The organism is Candidatus Caldatribacterium sp. (assembly GCA_014359405.1).
In the GTDB taxonomy this organism is placed as follows: Bacteria; Atribacterota; Atribacteria; order Atribacterales; family Caldatribacteriaceae; genus Caldatribacterium; species Caldatribacterium oleiphilum.
Window position 1 is genome coordinate 1 of the sequence record JACIZN010000033.1, and the last position, 16,297, is coordinate 16,297.

A 16,297-nucleotide genomic window follows, 5' to 3' on the forward strand; every position below is an offset into this window, starting at 1 on the left:
TCCACGTGGAGGAGAATCTCCATCGGTTCCCCGTGGAAGGAGCGGAGGTACTGGGCGAACCGTCCTTCGGGGAAAAAGGGGTGACGGGGAGAAAAGAGCGTGTACCCGCGCTTATTGAACAGTTTGTAGAGCTCGACCTTTGGCATTCTGCTCCTCCAGGATTTCCAAGGTAAGGGCAGAGGAGAGATCCCGAACAGGAACACAGAGAAAAGGCACAAAAACTTCGGGAATGAGAAGGAGATCTCCGAGGAAGAAACGCTTCACCTTTGTCCAAGAGGTATGGGGAATGCGCTTGAGAAGGTAGCTCTTATCTTTTTCCCGCTTCCGCAAGTACTCGTAAGCTCTGCGAATTTCGGAAAAGGCAGGGTTTCCTTTCTCTCTTTCCCTTGCAAAGGCAATCATCTTTTCAAGGTACTCAGGATCACCGGGAGTAAGACTCTGGAAGAAAGCAAAAGCCTCGGAAATGGCCTCTTTTCTCCTTGTATCCTCACCCCAGGAAATTCCTTGGAGCTTGCACCGAGTAAGACGGAAAAACCGCTTGCGCCTCCACCAGTTATCTATACCCGTCAGGGCAAGGTACGGTTGTCGGAACCAGATAAACCACCAGGTGTTCACGCTGAGAAGCCCGATAATGTACGCCACAAGACATAAAGAGAACATGAACCGGTAATTCCGAGCAAGCTTCTCGTAGAAGGACAAAAGGTACAGGAACTCATCAATAGAATTCTCCAAAGAAACGAGAATATGTTCTACCTCACCCTCGCTGAGGAGAGAGGAAGATAAAGGGGCGTAGAGTTCCCACTGGAGAACAAAGGAATCTCTCCCTCGAAGTTCCCTTACTATCTCTCTGAGATCCAAAGGTGGACAGACAGCCCACGCTCCATCCTCATACCATCCTGAGAGACGGGCAGGAAGAACGTAGAGCGGAAATTTTACCTCCTTGAGACTTTCACGCCAGCTCACCAAGGTCCTTTCGTCACACTCCTTTTACCAGTATAATAGACAAAAAGGTGTAGGAAAGCAACGGAACAGGGAGGAAGCAATGATTCGAATTGCCACAGACCACCTGAGGCCAGGAATGGTCGTAGGATACCCTATCATTCGGGACGACGGCGTGGTCCTCCTCAGAGAAGGTATACGCCTCAACGACCGCCTAATCCGAAAAATCAAGGAGTTAGGTTTTGCGTACATCTACATCCGCGACCCCCGTTTCGCCGATATTGACCTTGAAGAAACAATTTCCCATGACATCCGCCGACAGGCTCTCGTCACCCTCAACGAATCGTTCTACCAGATTGTCAAGGGGAACGCGAAGGCTATCGAGCCTCTGAAGAGGCTCGTTGATGAAATCATCGATGAGGTGCTGAGCGCCAAAAAATCGGTCGTGAGCCTCATCCAGCTCAGGCAGCACGATGATGCCGTCTTCTCCCATTCCGTGAACGTAGCTGCGCTGAGCGTATTCATAGGGAAATTCCTGCGCCTTTCCCGGCAGCAATTGCGCGTTCTTGCCCTGGGGAGCCTTATGCACGATCTTGGGAAAATCCGTGTCCCCTTGGAAATCCTGAACAAACCAGCACGCCTCTCTCAAGAAGAGTGGGAAATTGTACAGAAGCACTCTCTCTGGTCGGCGGAACTCATGTCGGAGCGAGTGCCTGAGGAACCTGAGAGCATTCGCATCGCCCTCCAGCACCACGAGCGCCTCGACGGCTCCGGATACCCCTATGGGCTCTCAGGGGAAGAAATCCATTTCCTCTCCCGTATCTGTGCCTGTGCCGATGTGTACGATGCGCTCACCGTTGACCGTCCCTACCGGAAGAGATTCTCCTACGCAGAGGCCTTAGAGTACCTCATGGGGAATGCCTCAAGGCTTTTTGATCTCCAGGTTGTGACCACCATGGTGCGGCATATTGCCCCCTACCCTGTGGGGGAGACAGTTCGCCTCACCACGGGAGAAATCGCCGTGGTGGTCCGCTTGAACGATGGCCTCCCCATTCGTCCGGTGGTTCGGGTCATTCGGGATTGCAGCGGACAGCTCTTGGAAAAACCAAGAGACATCGACCTCATGAAGGAGCTCACCGTGGCCATTGTGGGGACGGTAGAAGAGAACTTTGAGGACTTCTACACAAAGGAGGATCTCACTTCCTTAGACATTGAACACCTCATCGATTGAGGAAAGCACTCCCATCGCAGATGGAGTCGTTCAATTCTTGAAAGCCCTCGCGGCATGTGGAGAAGGGAAGGCCCAGCGAGTGGACGAGCTCCCGAAAGCGGGAAAGAATGCCAAAGCGGAGATTCTTCTCAAGGTAGAGACTGTTGCCCCTTTTCTCAGAGTAGAGCGAGAGAGTCCTGCGAATCTCGGGAAAGGCTCTGAGGAGTCGGCTGCCCGTATCCCAGCGGAGCTTCAAGGTGGAAACAATGACTTGCCTTACATAGGGAGCAGTAGCCTGGAGAATCCGAAGCCACTCTTCGGGAGAATCGTTAATCCCGGGAATAATGGGGTCCACCCGGAGCACAACGGGAATCCCTTTCTGGGCAAGAAGAGCACAGGTAGCAACTCTTTCCCGAGGTGGAGGCGCACCGGGCTCAAGGAGTCGGGCTTTCTCCTCGTCAAGGGTTGTAATGGTTATACTGACCACAGCCTGCATTTCCGAGAGGAGGTCCCGATCCTCAAGGACGAGGGAAGACTTCGTAACCACAAGGACTGGCATTTGGGCATCGCGGCAGAGCTCAAGAACCTTTCTCGTGAGCCTTCGTTCCTTTTCCAGGGGAGGGTAGGGATCCGATGAGTTGGACAGGGACAGGTAGAGATTTCTATCGCACTCTTCCAGATCCCTGGCGAGGGCACGGAGAAATGGTGGCTTTTCCCGGACTTCAAAAGCTCGGGGGATGAACGAGGATATGTAACAGTATAGGCAACGGTGGGCGCAACCCGTGTACGGGTTCAAGGTGTACTTAGGGGGACAGGTACACAATTCCCCCTTCCAGGGGTCAAAGAAACGCAGTATCCGCATAGGGAAAACCCCCCATAAGGAGGCGATACCATGAATTTTGAGAGAGTCCTTTGGGAAGAGCTCCACACCCAGGCACTGCGTGTGCTCAGTAACGTCGGAGGACTCCTCCTTGTTACCCAAGGAAAGGAGAGCCCGAAACCTAACGTCATGACCATCGGGTGGGTCACTTTCGGCATCGTGTGGGGAAAACCAATAGCCACAGTGCTCGTGCGCCCATCCCGTTTCACCCATTCTCTCCTTGAAGAAAACCCTCTTTTCACCGTCAACGTTCCTTCTCGGGATCTCACCAAGGCAGTGGCAGACTGCGGAAAGTACTCCGGACGCGCCGTGGATAAATTCGCTTCCTGCGGCCTTACTCCCGTACACCTCGGAGCATTCCCCATTCCCTCAATTGCCGAATGCATCGCAAGTTTCCAGTGCATAGTGGTTGCCAAAACCTCTGTCAAACCGGAGAGCTTAGCAACCCCGATTCAGGAAACCTACTATGGAAGTGGTGACTACCACACCGTGTACTTTGGGGAGATTCAGGCTTCCTGGAAACGAATCGATGTCACTCTTTCTTCTTGAACACTTCGAGGAGTTCGATGGGAAGAGGGAACACGATGGTTGTCGCATTCTCAGCAGCAATATCACTCAGAGTCTGAAGGTACCGAAGCTGCAAGGCGATGGGATTTTCAGCGATAATCCGTGCCGCCTGGGAGAGTTTCTCTGCCGCCTGGAATTCGCCCTCTGCGTTGATAATCTTGGCCCGCCGTTCCCTCTCCGTTTCTGCCTGGCGGGCCATGGCCCTCTTGAGCTCTTCAGGGAGCGTAACCTCCTTAATTTCCACTGCAGAAACCTTTATACCCCATGGGTCCGTTTTCTCATCGATGATCCGCTGAAGAGACTCGTTGATCTTATCCCTATGGATGAGGAGCTCATCAAGCTCTGATTGCCCAACGACACTACGCAGGGTCGTCTGGGAAATGAGGGATGTGGCGGTGATGTAATTTTCAACTTTGGTCACCGCATCCTCTGGATTCATGACTCGAAAGTACACCACCGCGTCCACCGTGACCGGGACATTGTCCCGAGTAATGAGCTCCTGCTTTGGCACATCCATGGTGACCACTCGAAGGTCGACTTTCACGAGTTGGTCGATGAAAGGAACGATGAAAAAGAGCCCTGGACCTTTCGCCCCCACAAGCCGACCTAAACGGAAAATGACTCCCCGCTCATATTCCCGTACCACCCGGATGGCAGCAAGAAGAAAAATGAGCGCAATAATGATGATAGTTCCCACAAAAACCACATTCATCCCTCCTTTTTATCCACAATGAGCGTTGTTCCCTCTTTCCTGAGGACAACCACTTTATCCCCCTTACGGAGGGGTACCTGTGTTCGCGCCCACCAGAGTTCCCCGTCTACCACTACAAATCCTTCAAGAGAGAAATCCTCCCGTGCAACACCGGTTTTCCCAACCATGGACTCAAGACCGGTTGTGATCTTCTTTCGGTGAACTCGGAAAGCCATGGCAAGAGCAAAGACAAAGAAAGCCACAACACTTCCCACAACAGCAGCTATAAGCCCAAGAGGGATTCGAATCGCCCCTTGAGGCGCAAACACCATAACCGAGCCCAGAAGAAGGGCAAGCGCACCTCCAGCGGTGAGCACCCCGATTCCAGGAGTAACGAGAATATCAAGAACCAAGAAGAGGAAACCAAGAAAAAGGAGTACAATGCCACTCCAGTTCGTGGGAAGAAGAGAAAAGGCGTACAGGGAGAGAAGAAGGAGAATGCTTCCAAAAACTCCCGGAACGATGGCTCCCGGATTTGAAAGCTCAAAAATCAATCCGAGCACTCCCAGAACCAGAAAAATGTAAGCCAGATTGGGGTTAACGAGGAACTGGAGAAATTTCTCCTTTCCCCCCATCTCCACCCATGTAATAGATGCTCCAGAAGCTCCAAATGCTTCGAGCACCTCCTCCAGGGAGGAACAAACCCCATCGATGAGACCCTTCTCAAGGGCTTCCTTCTCGGTAAGGGAGAGGCTTTCACGAACCATTTTCTCTGCGATTTCAGGATTGCGGTTCCGGCTTGTGGCAAGGGAACGAGCAAACGAAGCGGCGTCGTTAACGATTTTTTCACTCACCGCCTGTCCCTCGACGGTCACAGGATGAGCCGCTCCTATGGTGGTATTCGGACTCATGAAGGCGTGATGAGCAGCAAGAACTATAAAGCTCCCCGCTGAGGCTGCACGGGCACCCGGAGGGTAAACGTAGACAACAACGGGGGCCGGAGACTGGAGGATCTTCCGAACAATGCCCCGCATGGACTCCTCAAGGCCACCGGGGGTGTCAAGGAGAAAAAGGACCGCCTGCGCTTTCTCCTGCACAGCCCTCTCAAGAACCCGGCTCACAAACTCCCCCATAACGGGAGTAATGATGCCTACAATCCTTCCCCCGAGGACGTTCTGGGCCCAGGAGAGAGAAGGACTCAGCACAAAAACCGCTGTGAGAACAATCATCCCCAAAATCTTTGCCACAATCTCATTGTAGCACAATTTTCAATTCCTCAGGAGGTGAGGTATAATGACACAAGACTTACAAAGGGGGTTGTTCTTTGAGGATTCTCCTTGTTGCTCCAGAACCGAATGCACCACACCGGAAAAAGGCCTGGTACGTTCCCTTCCCCCAAGCGAGCCTCCCACTCATTGCTGCCCTCACGCCGGCACATCATGAGGTTCGCATCATCGATGAACGCGTCGAAGACATAGACTTCGACGAACCCTACGACCTTGTGGGAATTACAGTTATGAGCGCAACCGCAATTCGCGCTTACCAGATTGCCGATGAGTTCAGGAGACGGGGCATAAAGGTGGTGCTTGGGGGTATTCATCCCACAGCCCTCCCCGAAGAAGCCAAAGAACATGCAGACAGCGTCGTTATCGGGGAAGCAGAGGGTATTTGGGAGAAGCTTCTTGAGGATTGCGAGCGAGGGCAGCTGCAACCGTTCTACCGGCGAAATGATTTTCCGTCCCTTTCCGGACTCCCCCATTCTCGTCTTGACCTTCTCCGGGGAAGATACCTCCTCAAGCACGTTTTCCAGACCACGAGAGGTTGCCCCCATGCCTGTGGGTTCTGTTCCGTTTCCACCTTCATGGGGAGGAAATACCGCCACCGTCCGGTTGAGGAGGTCGTCGAGGAAATCAAGCAGTACTCTTCCCGGATAATCGGTTTCCTCGACGACAACATCGTGGGAAACCCCGCATACTCAAAAGAACTCTTCAGGGCCCTCATCCCCCTGAAGAGGAAATGGGTGAGCCAAGGCACCCTTCGTATGGCAGAAGACGAAAACCTCCTGCAACTTGCTGCCCAGAGTGGGTGCATTGCCCTCTTTGTGGGATTTGAGTCGGTGAACGAGGAGAATTTGAAAGATATGCACAAGTCCTTTCACCGGGTTGACCAGTACCGGAAACTCATCGAACGTTTCCACAGGTACGGCATCATGGTCATCGGTTCTTTTGTTTTTGGATTCGATGAGGATGACGTTACGGTTTTCCGTCGTACCCTCCAGTTCATCGAGGACACAAAGATTGACTTTGCCCAATTCTCTGTTCTCACACCTCTTCCGGGAACGGAGGTCTTCGAAAAGCTCAAATCCGAAGGTCGTATCTTTTCCTTCGATTGGTCAAAGTACGACTTTGCCCACGTTGTGTACCAGCCAGCAAAAATGACTCCTGAGGAGCTCCAGGAAGGCTACAACTTCGTCTTTCGAGAATTCTACTCCCTCCCCCGTATCGCAAAAAGGCTTCTTCGGAACTGGCGCTACCTCCATTACTTTCTTCCCGCAAGCCTCTACTACCACTGGGTGGCTGCGCACCCCAAAAGCGTCCCAAAAGAGAACTTGGACCCCTTGACAGGTGTGGTATATTAGGCAGAGGGTGTTACCGTGAAGGCTCTGCTTGCCTTAGAAGATGGACGGGTTTTCTGGGGCTACGCCTTTGGGGCTCTGGGAGAGGTAAGTGGAGAAGTCGTTTTCAACACCAGCATGACCGGCTACCAGGAAATCCTCACCGATCCCTCGTATAAAGGGCAGATTGTCACCATGACCTATCCGCTCATCGGGAACTACGGCGTGAACGAGGAAGACGTGGAATCAACCAAGCCCCAGGTGGAAGGCTTCATCGTACGAGAAAAGAGCTCCCTCTACAGCAACTGGAGGGCAAAGGAAAGCCTCGATGACTACTTGAGGCGCCACGGAATCATGGGTCTTGAACGCATCGATACTCGGGCCCTCACACGCCACATCAGAGAAAAAGGCGCCATGCGAGCAGTGATGTCCTGCATCGATCTTAACCCCGAATCCCTCGTGGAGAAAGCACGACAAATCCCCGAAATGACCGGGCAGGATTTGGTGCAAAAGGTGACCACCCGAAAGCCCTACGTGTGGAGTGAGGAAGGGATATACACGATTGCGGTTCTTGACTGTGGCGTGAAGTTCGGCATCCTGAGGGAGCTTGCAAAGCGCCGCTGCCGCGTTGTCGTGTATCCCGCTTTCACCCAGGCTGAGGAAATACTGAAAGAAAAACCTGATGGTATTCTCCTCTCAAACGGTCCTGGTGATCCCGCAGCCCTACCTTACGTTGTGGAATTTGCCCGAAAGGTGATTGGAAGGGTTCCGGTGTTCGGTATCTGCCTTGGACACCAGGTCATCGCTCAAGCCCTGGGAGCCAAAACCTTCAAGCTCAAGTTTGGCCACCACGGGGGAAATCATCCGGTAAAGGACCTCCGAACCGGATGGGTAGCCATCACCACGCAAAACCATGGGTTCGCGGTCGAGGTAGACACCCTGCCGGATACGGTGGAAATCACCCACCTGAACCTGAACGACCATACCCTTGAAGGTATCGCCCACCGAGAGCTTCCCATCTTCTCGGTGCAGTTCCATCCGGAAGCTCGTCCTGGCCCCCATGACACAACCTACCTTTTTGACCGCTTTATAAGGATGGTGGAGGAGTGCCGTGCCTAAGCGGACGGATATCAAAAGGATTCTCATCATCGGCTCCGGTCCTATAGTCATAGGCCAGGCGTGTGAGTTTGACTACTCGGGAACCCAGGGATGCAAGGCCTTAAAGAGTGAAGGGTACGAAGTCATCCTTGTGAACAGTAACCCCGCGACCATTATGACGGACCCAGAAATGGCCGATCGAACGTACATAGAACCCCTTGTGCCTGAAGTCTTAGAGAGCATCATCGAGCGGGAGCGACCCGATGCTCTCCTGCCCACCCTTGGAGGACAAACAGCACTGAATCTCACCGTTCAGCTCAAAAGGCGAGGAGTACTCGAGCGGTTCGGGGTCAAGGTTCTCGGAGCTTCTCCCGAAGCAATTGAAAAAGCAGAGGACCGAAAGCTCTTCAAAGAGGCCATGATGAAAATCGGCATTGATGTTCCCCGAAGTGGCCAGGCCTATAATCTCAGGGAGGCCCTTGAGGTTGCCCGGGAAATCGGTTTCCCCCTGGTCATTCGACCGAGTTTCACTCTCGGAGGAACTGGAGGAGCCATTGCGTACAACATCGAAGAATTCGAGGAACTCGCTCAACGAGCCCTTGACAGCAGTATGATCCGGGAAATCCTCATCGAAGAATCGGTTATTGGATGGAAAGAGTACGAGCTCGAAGTCATGCGTGATGGCAAAGACAACGTCGTAATCATCTGCTCCATCGAAAACCTCGATCCTATGGGGGTCCACACCGGGGATAGCATCACCGTGGCACCGGCACAAACGCTCACCGATGAGGAGTACCAGAAAATGCGGGATTACGCCATCCGGGCTATCCGGGAAATTGGCGTGGATACCGGGGGGTGCAACATTCAGTTTGCTGTGAATCCCGAAAACGGTCGGATGGTCATTATCGAGATTAACCCCCGAGTTTCCCGGAGTTCTGCCTTAGCCTCAAAGGCAACGGGTTTCCCCATCGCGAAAATCGCTGCTAAGCTCGCCGTAGGGTACACTCTCGATGAAATCCCCAACGACATAACCAAAAAGACCCCTGCCTGTTTTGAACCCGCTCTCGACTACTGCGTCGTTAAGATTCCTCGCTTCACCTTTGAGAAATTCCCGGAAGCCGGGCCGTACCTTGGCATCTCCATGAAAAGCGTTGGGGAAACGATGGCCATCGGGCGAAACTTCAAGGAAGCCCTCCAGAAAGGACTCCGCTCTCTCGAGATAGGGAAGTGTGGACTCGAGGACATCAAAGGGTGGGAGTCAATCCCCAAGGCAAAGCGCAAGGAAATCCTCTACGAGAAGCTGACGCGGCCTAACCCGGAGCGGATTTTCTACATCAAAATGGCCCTGAAAGAGGGCATGAGCATCCGGGAAATTCACGAATGGTCAAAGATCGACCCCTGGTTCATCCGTCAGATTGAAGAAATCGTAGAGATGGAGAAAGAGCTCCAAAAGGTTCCCTCGCTCCACTCCTTGGACAGGGATCTTCTCCGGAGGGCGAAAGAGTTCGGCTTCTCTGACCGGCAGATTGCTCGTCTTCTCGGAGCCGATGAATGGGAAGTCCGAAGGGTTAGAAAAGCCATGGGGATCGAGCCCGTGTACAAGCAGGTCGATACATGCGCTGCCGAATTCGAAGCCGAAACCCCGTACTACTACTCCACCTACGAGGAGGAGTGCGAGGCTAACCCGAGCTCGCGGAGGAAAGTCGTCATCCTTGGAGCAGGACCAAATCGCATTGGCCAGGGAATCGAGTTCGATTACTGCTGTGTCCACGCAACCTGGGGGCTCCAGGACTTGGGGTACGAAACCATCATGGTGAACAGCAACCCTGAAACGGTGAGTACAGACTACGACACGTCTGATAAGCTCTACTTTGAACCTCTCTACATCGAAGATGTCCTCAATATTGTTGAAAAAGAACGTCCCGAGGGGGTCATTCTTCAGCTTGGTGGACAAACCCCTCTCAACCTTGCGAAGGACTTGGAACGAGCCGGTGTCCCAATCCTCGGCACGTCCCCCGAAAGCATAGATATTGCCGAAGACCGGGATCGGTTCAAAGAACTCATCAAGCGTTTGGGCCTTCGGCAACCTCGCAACGGTGTAGCCACATCCTTCGAAGAAGCAAGGAAAGTGGCTCAGAGCATTGGTTACCCCGTCATGGTTCGTCCCTCATACGTCCTTGGAGGACGAGCCATGAGAATCGTTTACAGCGAAGAGGAGCTCGAGGAATTCATTTCTCAGGCTGTGGAAGTTTCTCCGGGACGACCAGTGCTCATCGATGAGTTCCTCGAAGACGCCATCGAAATCGATGTAGACGCCATCAGTGATGGAGAACTCACAATCGTAGCGGGGATTATGGAACACATCGAAGAAGCAGGGATCCACTCTGGCGACAGTGCCTGCGTCATCCCCCCCTTTTCTCTGAGCGATGACATCATCGAAGAAGTGAAGAGGTACACTTACTCCCTGGCTCGAGAACTCAAGGTCGTGGGACTCATGAACGTGCAGTACGCAGTGAAAGACAACGAGATTTACGTTCTTGAAGTGAATCCCCGGGCATCCCGAACCATTCCCTTCGTGAGTAAGGCCACCGGCATTCCTTTCGCCCGTCTTGCCGCTCAGGTAATGGCTGGGCGCAAACTCCGGGACATTGGCCTTACAAAGGAAGTGGAAATTCCATACTTTGCCGTTAAGGAATCGGTCTTCCCCTTCCGCCGATTCCCCGGAGTCGATCCGGTCCTTGGACCTGAAATGCGCTCCACAGGAGAGGTCATGGGCATCGACAGGGACTTTGGAATGGCCTACGCAAAATCGCAGATTGCTGCCCAGTCCTATCTACCTCTTGAGGGAACGGTGTTCATCAGCGTGAAGAACCGGGACAAGCGAGGGGTCATATTCCTTGCCAAGAAGCTCCACGAGCTCGGCTTTCGGATTGTCGCCACAAAGGGCACAGCAAAGGTCCTGAGCAACAACGGCATTCCGGTAGAGGTGGTAAAGAAGGTTGGCGAGGGAAGGCCAAATATCGTCGACATGATTAAGAATCGAGAGATACAGCTCATCATCAACACCCCTTCAGGAGGGAAAGCCCAAAAAGAGAGCAGCGTCATTCGAAAGGAAGCCATCATACGCGATGTTCCCTGTGTTACAACACTTTCTGGAGCAGAAGCAACTGTCTATGCCATAGAGCGTCTCAAAACCGGAAAAATGTCCATTCTTTCCATTCAGGAATACCACAAGGAGGTTCGGGAGATGTACGGGTTGTCCATGAGCCTCCGAAGAGAGGAGCCGGTGGCCCTGGGTGAACCATCTCCTTGAGAAAGGCCTTCGAATAGCACTCATCCTCGGCATTTCCTGGGGGACAGTCTATTCGAGCCGTTTCATCCTTCGAAGCCTCCTCGCAAAGCGCCTGAAGGTTCCACAAACACGAAAGCTTGGAACACTCCTTTCCCTTGCTCACAGTATCATTACGTACATTGTCGTGTTCTTCGCTCTCATTCTGATTCTCCAAGAAGTCGGTGTCAATGCCACAGCAATTCTTGCCGGTGCAGGAGTCGTGGGGATTGCGGTCGGTTTTGGGGCTCAGACCCTTGTCCGCGACATTCTCACCGGGCTCTTCCTCATTTTCGAAGACAGCCTCTCGGTAGGTGACATCGTGCAAATCGGGGATATCACCGGAACGGTGGAAGAGATAGGCCTGCGGGTTACAAGGCTTCGCACCTTCTCAGGCGCTTTAGTGACCATCCCAAATGGGGAAATCTCCCGAATTGTGAACTACAACCGGGGCTTCAGCCGAGCTGTGGTTGAGGTGAGCATTGCCTACGAGGCCGACATCGATAAAGCAGTGGAGGTTCTCCGGAGAGTCGTTGCCGAGTATCAGAGTCTTCGTCCCGACCTCTTTCTTGGTTCACCTACCATTCAGCGGGTTGTTCGCCTTGAAAGTTCTGGAGTTGTCCTGCGGGTCATGGTTGAGGTTCCCCCCAACAAGCACTGGGACGCCGAAAGAGAGCTCCTGTATGCCATCAAAAAAGCCTTTGACGCCGAAAACATTGAGATCCCCTACCCAAAGTACACGGTCATCATCAAACATTGAGCCGGGAAGAAGGAAAGGCATTTCTGGTTCTCTTTAGAAAAAGTGAGGGGGGTAATATGACGGATCGCAGCGTCAGTATCAAAATCGGCGGTGCCGCGGGGCAGGGAGTGCAGACCGTTTCCGGTATCCTTTCCACTGTCCTTACCCGGAGCGGATACTACGTATTCTCCGTGCAGAGCTACGAGTCAAGAATCCGGGGAGGTCACACGTTTACTCTCCTTCGCGCTGGGAACCGGCAATTCTCAGGAGCACAAAGGACCATCGATATCCTCGTTTGCCTCACCGAGGAGACATACCACCGCCACGTTGATGAAGTCCGACAAGGAGGCATTGTTGTTGGAAGGGCAAAGGACCGGGTCTAAAGTATGGAGCAGAAGTCGCGAAAAACCTCAACCTTCCAGAGCATTTTCTTCTACCTTCTGACTCCACCCCAAAGTACCTCCTGAGCGGCAACGAAGCCCTTGGCCTTGGGGCACTTCTTGCTGGATGCACCTTCTACAGTGCGTACCCCATGACACCCTCAACAGGATGACTGAAACCCCCATCGTTGTCGTCGACGCCCAGCGTCCTGGACCAAGCACTGGACTTCCGACCCGCACCGGCCAGGGGGATTTACTCTTTGTCATCCATGCTTCTCATGATGAGTTCCCCCGATTCGTCTTTGCTCCAAAAGACCCCGAAGACGCCCTCAATACCGTCATCCGGGCTTTTAACCTCGCCGAAAAGTACCAGGTTCCTGCCATTATCCTCAGCGATCAGTACCTTGCCGACACAAAGTGGACATACGAAAGCCTAACAGTTACAGAGTACCCCAGTCGACCTTTTCCTCCTGAAACGATTGCCATACCGTACAGGCGTTACGCCCTCACACCAGATGGTGTCTCTCCACGACTCCTTCCAGGAGGTGAACATCTCGTCGTTGCCGACAGTGACGAACATGATGAATTCGGCCACCTCACCGAGGATCTCTCCATTCGGAAAGTAATGCAGGAAAAAAGGATGAAAAAGCTCGAGCTGATGCGGAAAGAAATGCGTATCCCCTTTTCCACACCTGGGAAAGACGCTACCCTCATCGGGTGGGGTTCGACCTGGGGAGTGCTCCTTGAGGCTCAAAAGGAACTGAAAGGGAGAGGAAAGGATGTGGGAGTCGTTCATTTCACCGATCTCTATCCTCTTCCAGAGGGGCTGCGGGATTTCCTTGCAAATCTCCCAAATCCCATAGTCGTTGAGCACAACTTCACCGGACAGCTCGCAATGCTCCTCTCAAGAGAAACTCTTCTCCCATTCCCCAAAAGGATTTGCCGGTACGACGGCCTTCCGTTCCTCGTGGAGGAACTCGTCGATACGGTAGAGGAGGTACTTACCCATGGCGGATCTTTTTGATTCTCCTCAAGTAGAAATTGCCTGGTGTCCCGGGTGTGGGAATTTCGGCATTCTCCGGGCACTCAAGGAGACGCTTGAAGAGCTCGGATATAAGCCTCAGGATGTGGTTCTTGTTTCCGGAATAGGCCAAGCGGCAAAGGCCCCTCACCACCTCAAGGTCAACGTTTTCAACGGACTTCACGGAAGGAACATACCCGTAGCCTTTGCGATAAAAGCAGTGCGACCAGAACTCATCGTCATCGCCGAATCGGGAGACGGATGCATGTACGGGGAGGGAGGCAACCACCTCCTCCATGCTATTCGAAGAAATCCCGATATTACCGTTCTCGTCCACAACAACCAAGTGTACGGTCTCACCAAGGGTCAAGCTTCTCCAACCTCAGAGGAAGGTTTTCCCACCAAAGCCCAACCCTGGGGGGAATCTCTCACGCCCCTTGAATCCCCTGAGCTTAGCCATATCCCAGGGGGCAGGCTTTGTTGCCCGTGCCTTTGCCGGAGATATTGAAGGCCTCAAGGGCATTCTCAAAAAAGCCATCACCTTTCGCGGTTTCGCCCTTGTTGACATCCTTCAACCGTGCGTTACTTTCAACCGCGTGAACACCTACAGCTGGTACAGAGAAAGAATCTATTACCTCGGTGAGGATTACAACCCTTCCGACCAGCTTGCCGCTTTCCAGAAAAGCCTCGAGTGGGGAGAGCGGATTCCTCTCGGCGTCCTCTACGTGAACCCTCGACCAACTTACGGAGATAAAATTGAGCAACGAGCCTCAAAACGCCGAGACCTCTTCGAAAGGAGGGTTTTTGAGGAAGTCCTCCAGAAGGAACTCGCCAAATTCCTATAGGTCCTAACCCAAGACCCGGATTTATCCGGGTCTTGGAATTATCCTCTGAGTCCTTCAGGACACTTAACGACCATTACAGGAATGCAGGTTCGCTTTATGACCCCAACGGTTACGCTCCCCAAGAGAATACTTGCAAGGCCTGTCCGCCCATGGGTTCCCATGACAATGAGATCGACTCTGTTCTCCTCGGCAAAACGAGCGATTTCTTCCGCCGGCTCTCCAACCACAACTGAAAGTTGCAGCACGCCTTCGGGTAAGGGAGAAGGGACGTTCTTTTCTACCTCTTGCACCATATCGTTCTGGATTTTCAGAACGACGTTCTCCCAAGGATTGCCAGGCTGCGACGTCAAGGCATCGGCTTCAAGAGGCGTGAGCACATGAAGGAGCGTAATCCGGGACTGGAAACGCTCCCGAAAAGATGCAGCAACCCGAATGGCAAGGTCCGAAAAGGGAGAAAAATCGGTGGGCACAAGAATGTGTTGTACCTGCATGCCTTCACCTCCCGTGATTTTCGCCACTGCATTCTCACTCCTTAATGGCGCCAAGAGTTAAGCCACGAATGAGGAAACGTGAAGTAAGAGCCGCAAGAATCACCGGTGGAGCGATGGCAAGGAGTGACAGCGCAGAAACCTTCCAGAAGTCAAGACCCCGCACCGTTAGAGTTCCTGCAATAACGACCGGCATGGTCATGGTCTTCCGGTACGAAAGGGTCACGACAAAGAGGAACTCGTTCCAGGAGAAAATGAAGCACAAAATGTACACCGCAACAACCCCAGGTAGAGAAAGAGGGAGAGCAACACGGAAGAAGGCCTGAAAAGGAGAGCACCCATCGATGAGCGCAGCTTCCTCCACCTCTTCGGGGAGTTCTCGAAAGAAATCCATCATGAGCCAAATAGCAAGAGGCAGGTTGTAAACGGTATGCGCCATGATGATGGCCGGAAGGGTGTCAAGAAGCCTCAGGGTCCGCATGACGAGGAAAAAGGGGATAGCAACGGCAATAGGGGGGAACATTCGGTTTGAGAGTATCCAGCTGGCGATATCCCTGTTCTTCCAGCGGTGGAACCGAAAACGGGTAAGGGCATAACCTGCAAAAGACCCCAAAAAGAGGACAAGGAGAGAACTCAGAGAGGAAACGAGAACGCTGTTTCGCAACCCCTGGCGCGTTCTCTCTCCTTCTGCCTGCCCGAGGACGACCTGCCAGGCATACGTTGAAGGCCGAAACTGTGCAAAAGGCAGGAAGGCAGAGGTGTACTGCTCCCCTGGTGACTTAAAAGAGGTAATAACTCCCCAAAAGAAAGGGAAAACGGTCCACACCGAGAAGAGCAGGATAACAACCCACGCCACCACAAAGAAACCCTCAATCTTTTTCTTTCGCCTCATCTCACGTCCCCCTGCGGAGTCTCTGGAGGAGGAAATTGGCCATAACAAGAACAATGAGGAGGAAAACCCACGAAAGCGCACAGGCGTACCCCAAATCGAAGTACTGGAAACCTACGGTGTACGTGTAGTAGGAGAGGGACTCGGTGCTTGTTCCCGGACCCCCACCAGTAATGCCAAAGACAAGCTCGAAGAGCTTAAAGGCGTCTATAGCCCGCAAGAGAACAAGGGTTACCATTATAGGGAGAAGGAGAGGAAAGGTGATGAACCAAAAACTCTGGGCGCGAGAAGCGCCATCAACCTGAGCGGCGTCATAGAGCGACACAGGGAGGGACTGCATAGCAGCAAGGAGTCCAAGGAACATGAAAGGAGTCCACTCCCAGATATCCACAACCATAAGGACAAAAGGAGTAAGGCGGGCATCTGTAAGCCAGCGGACCATGTTGAAGCCTAAAGCGTTGAGGATTCTCACCACAATACCTGCATCGGGATTAAGGAGCATCCGCCACATGAAAGCAACAGCAATAGGTGGTGCTGCCATGGGAAGGAGAAAAAGTACCCTGAAGAAATTTCGAAAGCGGATTCGCTCACTCAAGATGTACGCAAGG

The 16,297-nt window shown here is 52.9% G+C and carries 13 protein-coding genes and 2 pseudogenes; 8 read left to right on the forward strand and 7 right to left on the reverse strand.

The window, feature by feature from the left end; translation table 11 throughout:
* Positions 1-111: 111 nt before the first annotated feature.
* Complete coding sequence (locus H5U36_03900) at positions 112-966, reverse strand: hypothetical protein (GenBank protein MBC7217308.1); 855 nt, start codon at positions 964-966, stop codon at positions 112-114.
* Positions 967-1,042: 76 nt separating this feature from the next.
* Here H5U36_03900 and H5U36_03905 point away from each other — a divergent pair, with 76 nt between their 5' ends.
* The gene (locus H5U36_03905; GenBank protein MBC7217309.1) at positions 1,043-2,170 is read left to right on the forward strand and encodes an HD-GYP domain-containing protein; all 1,128 of its coding nucleotides are present in this window, start codon (positions 1,043-1,045) and stop codon (positions 2,168-2,170) included.
* Here H5U36_03905 and H5U36_03910 read toward each other — a convergent pair.
* Positions 2,160-3,011, reverse strand: a complete 852-nt coding sequence (locus H5U36_03910; protein MBC7217310.1) for a radical SAM protein — start codon at positions 3,009-3,011, stop codon at positions 2,160-2,162. The genes H5U36_03905 and H5U36_03910 overlap by 11 nt on opposite strands.
* A 30-nt stretch (positions 3,012-3,041) precedes the next feature.
* Here H5U36_03910 and H5U36_03915 point away from each other — a divergent pair, with 30 nt between their 5' ends.
* Positions 3,042-3,578, forward strand: a complete 537-nt coding sequence (locus H5U36_03915; protein ID MBC7217311.1) for a flavin reductase family protein — start codon at positions 3,042-3,044, stop codon at positions 3,576-3,578.
* Here the strand turns inward: H5U36_03915 and H5U36_03920 are convergent.
* Positions 3,562-4,308 (reverse strand): slipin family protein, encoded by a 747-nt coding sequence (locus H5U36_03920; GenBank protein ID MBC7217312.1) that lies wholly within the window; start codon positions 4,306-4,308, stop codon positions 3,562-3,564. The genes H5U36_03915 and H5U36_03920 overlap by 17 nt on opposite strands.
* Positions 4,305-5,552, reverse strand: a complete 1,248-nt coding sequence (locus H5U36_03925; GenBank protein ID MBC7217313.1) for a nodulation protein NfeD — start codon at positions 5,550-5,552, stop codon at positions 4,305-4,307. The genes H5U36_03920 and H5U36_03925 overlap by 4 nt, the downstream gene beginning before the upstream one ends.
* Positions 5,553-5,611: 59 nt before the next feature.
* Here H5U36_03925 and H5U36_03930 point away from each other — a divergent pair, with 59 nt between their 5' ends.
* The 6 genes and pseudogenes from H5U36_03930 to H5U36_03955 all read left to right on the forward strand — a co-directional run bounded on the left by H5U36_03930 (position 5,612) and on the right by H5U36_03955 (position 14,312).
* Positions 5,612-6,925, forward strand: coding sequence for a B12-binding domain-containing radical SAM protein (locus H5U36_03930; GenBank protein ID MBC7217314.1), 1,314 nt, complete (start codon positions 5,612-5,614; stop codon positions 6,923-6,925).
* Between the two features lie 15 nt (positions 6,926-6,940).
* Positions 6,941-8,020, forward strand: a complete 1,080-nt coding sequence (carA, locus tag H5U36_03935; protein ID MBC7217315.1) for a glutamine-hydrolyzing carbamoyl-phosphate synthase small subunit — start codon at positions 6,941-6,943, stop codon at positions 8,018-8,020.
* Positions 8,013-11,312: a carbamoyl-phosphate synthase large subunit gene (gene carB, locus H5U36_03940; GenBank protein MBC7217316.1), complete on the forward strand. Its 3,300-nt coding sequence runs from the start codon at positions 8,013-8,015 to the stop codon at positions 11,310-11,312. Before carA ends, carB begins: the two co-directional genes overlap by 8 nt.
* A complete protein-coding gene (locus tag H5U36_03945) occupies positions 11,296-12,087 on the forward strand; it encodes a mechanosensitive ion channel family protein (protein MBC7217317.1) in 792 nt (263 codons plus the stop codon). The genes carB and H5U36_03945 overlap by 17 nt, the downstream gene beginning before the upstream one ends.
* Before the next feature lie 56 nt (positions 12,088-12,143).
* A pseudogene (locus H5U36_03950) lies at positions 12,144-13,470 on the forward strand (2-oxoacid:acceptor oxidoreductase family protein).
* Positions 13,454-14,312 (forward strand): annotated as a pseudogene (locus H5U36_03955) (2-oxoacid ferredoxin oxidoreductase). The pseudogenes H5U36_03950 and H5U36_03955 overlap by 17 nt, the downstream one beginning before the upstream one ends.
* Before the next feature lie 38 nt (positions 14,313-14,350).
* Here the strand turns inward: H5U36_03955 and H5U36_03960 are convergent.
* From H5U36_03960 to H5U36_03970, 3 genes are all read right to left on the reverse strand, one after another.
* Positions 14,351-14,803, reverse strand: coding sequence for a universal stress protein (locus H5U36_03960; GenBank protein MBC7217318.1), 453 nt, complete (start codon positions 14,801-14,803; stop codon positions 14,351-14,353).
* 34 nt (positions 14,804-14,837) lie between these two features.
* Positions 14,838-15,692, reverse strand: coding sequence for a carbohydrate ABC transporter permease (locus tag H5U36_03965; protein ID MBC7217319.1), 855 nt, complete (start codon positions 15,690-15,692; stop codon positions 14,838-14,840).
* A gap of 1 nt (position 15,693) precedes the next feature.
* Positions 15,694-16,297, reverse strand: a 604-nt coding sequence (locus tag H5U36_03970; GenBank protein MBC7217320.1) for a sugar ABC transporter permease, incomplete at its 5' end; no start/stop codon positions are given.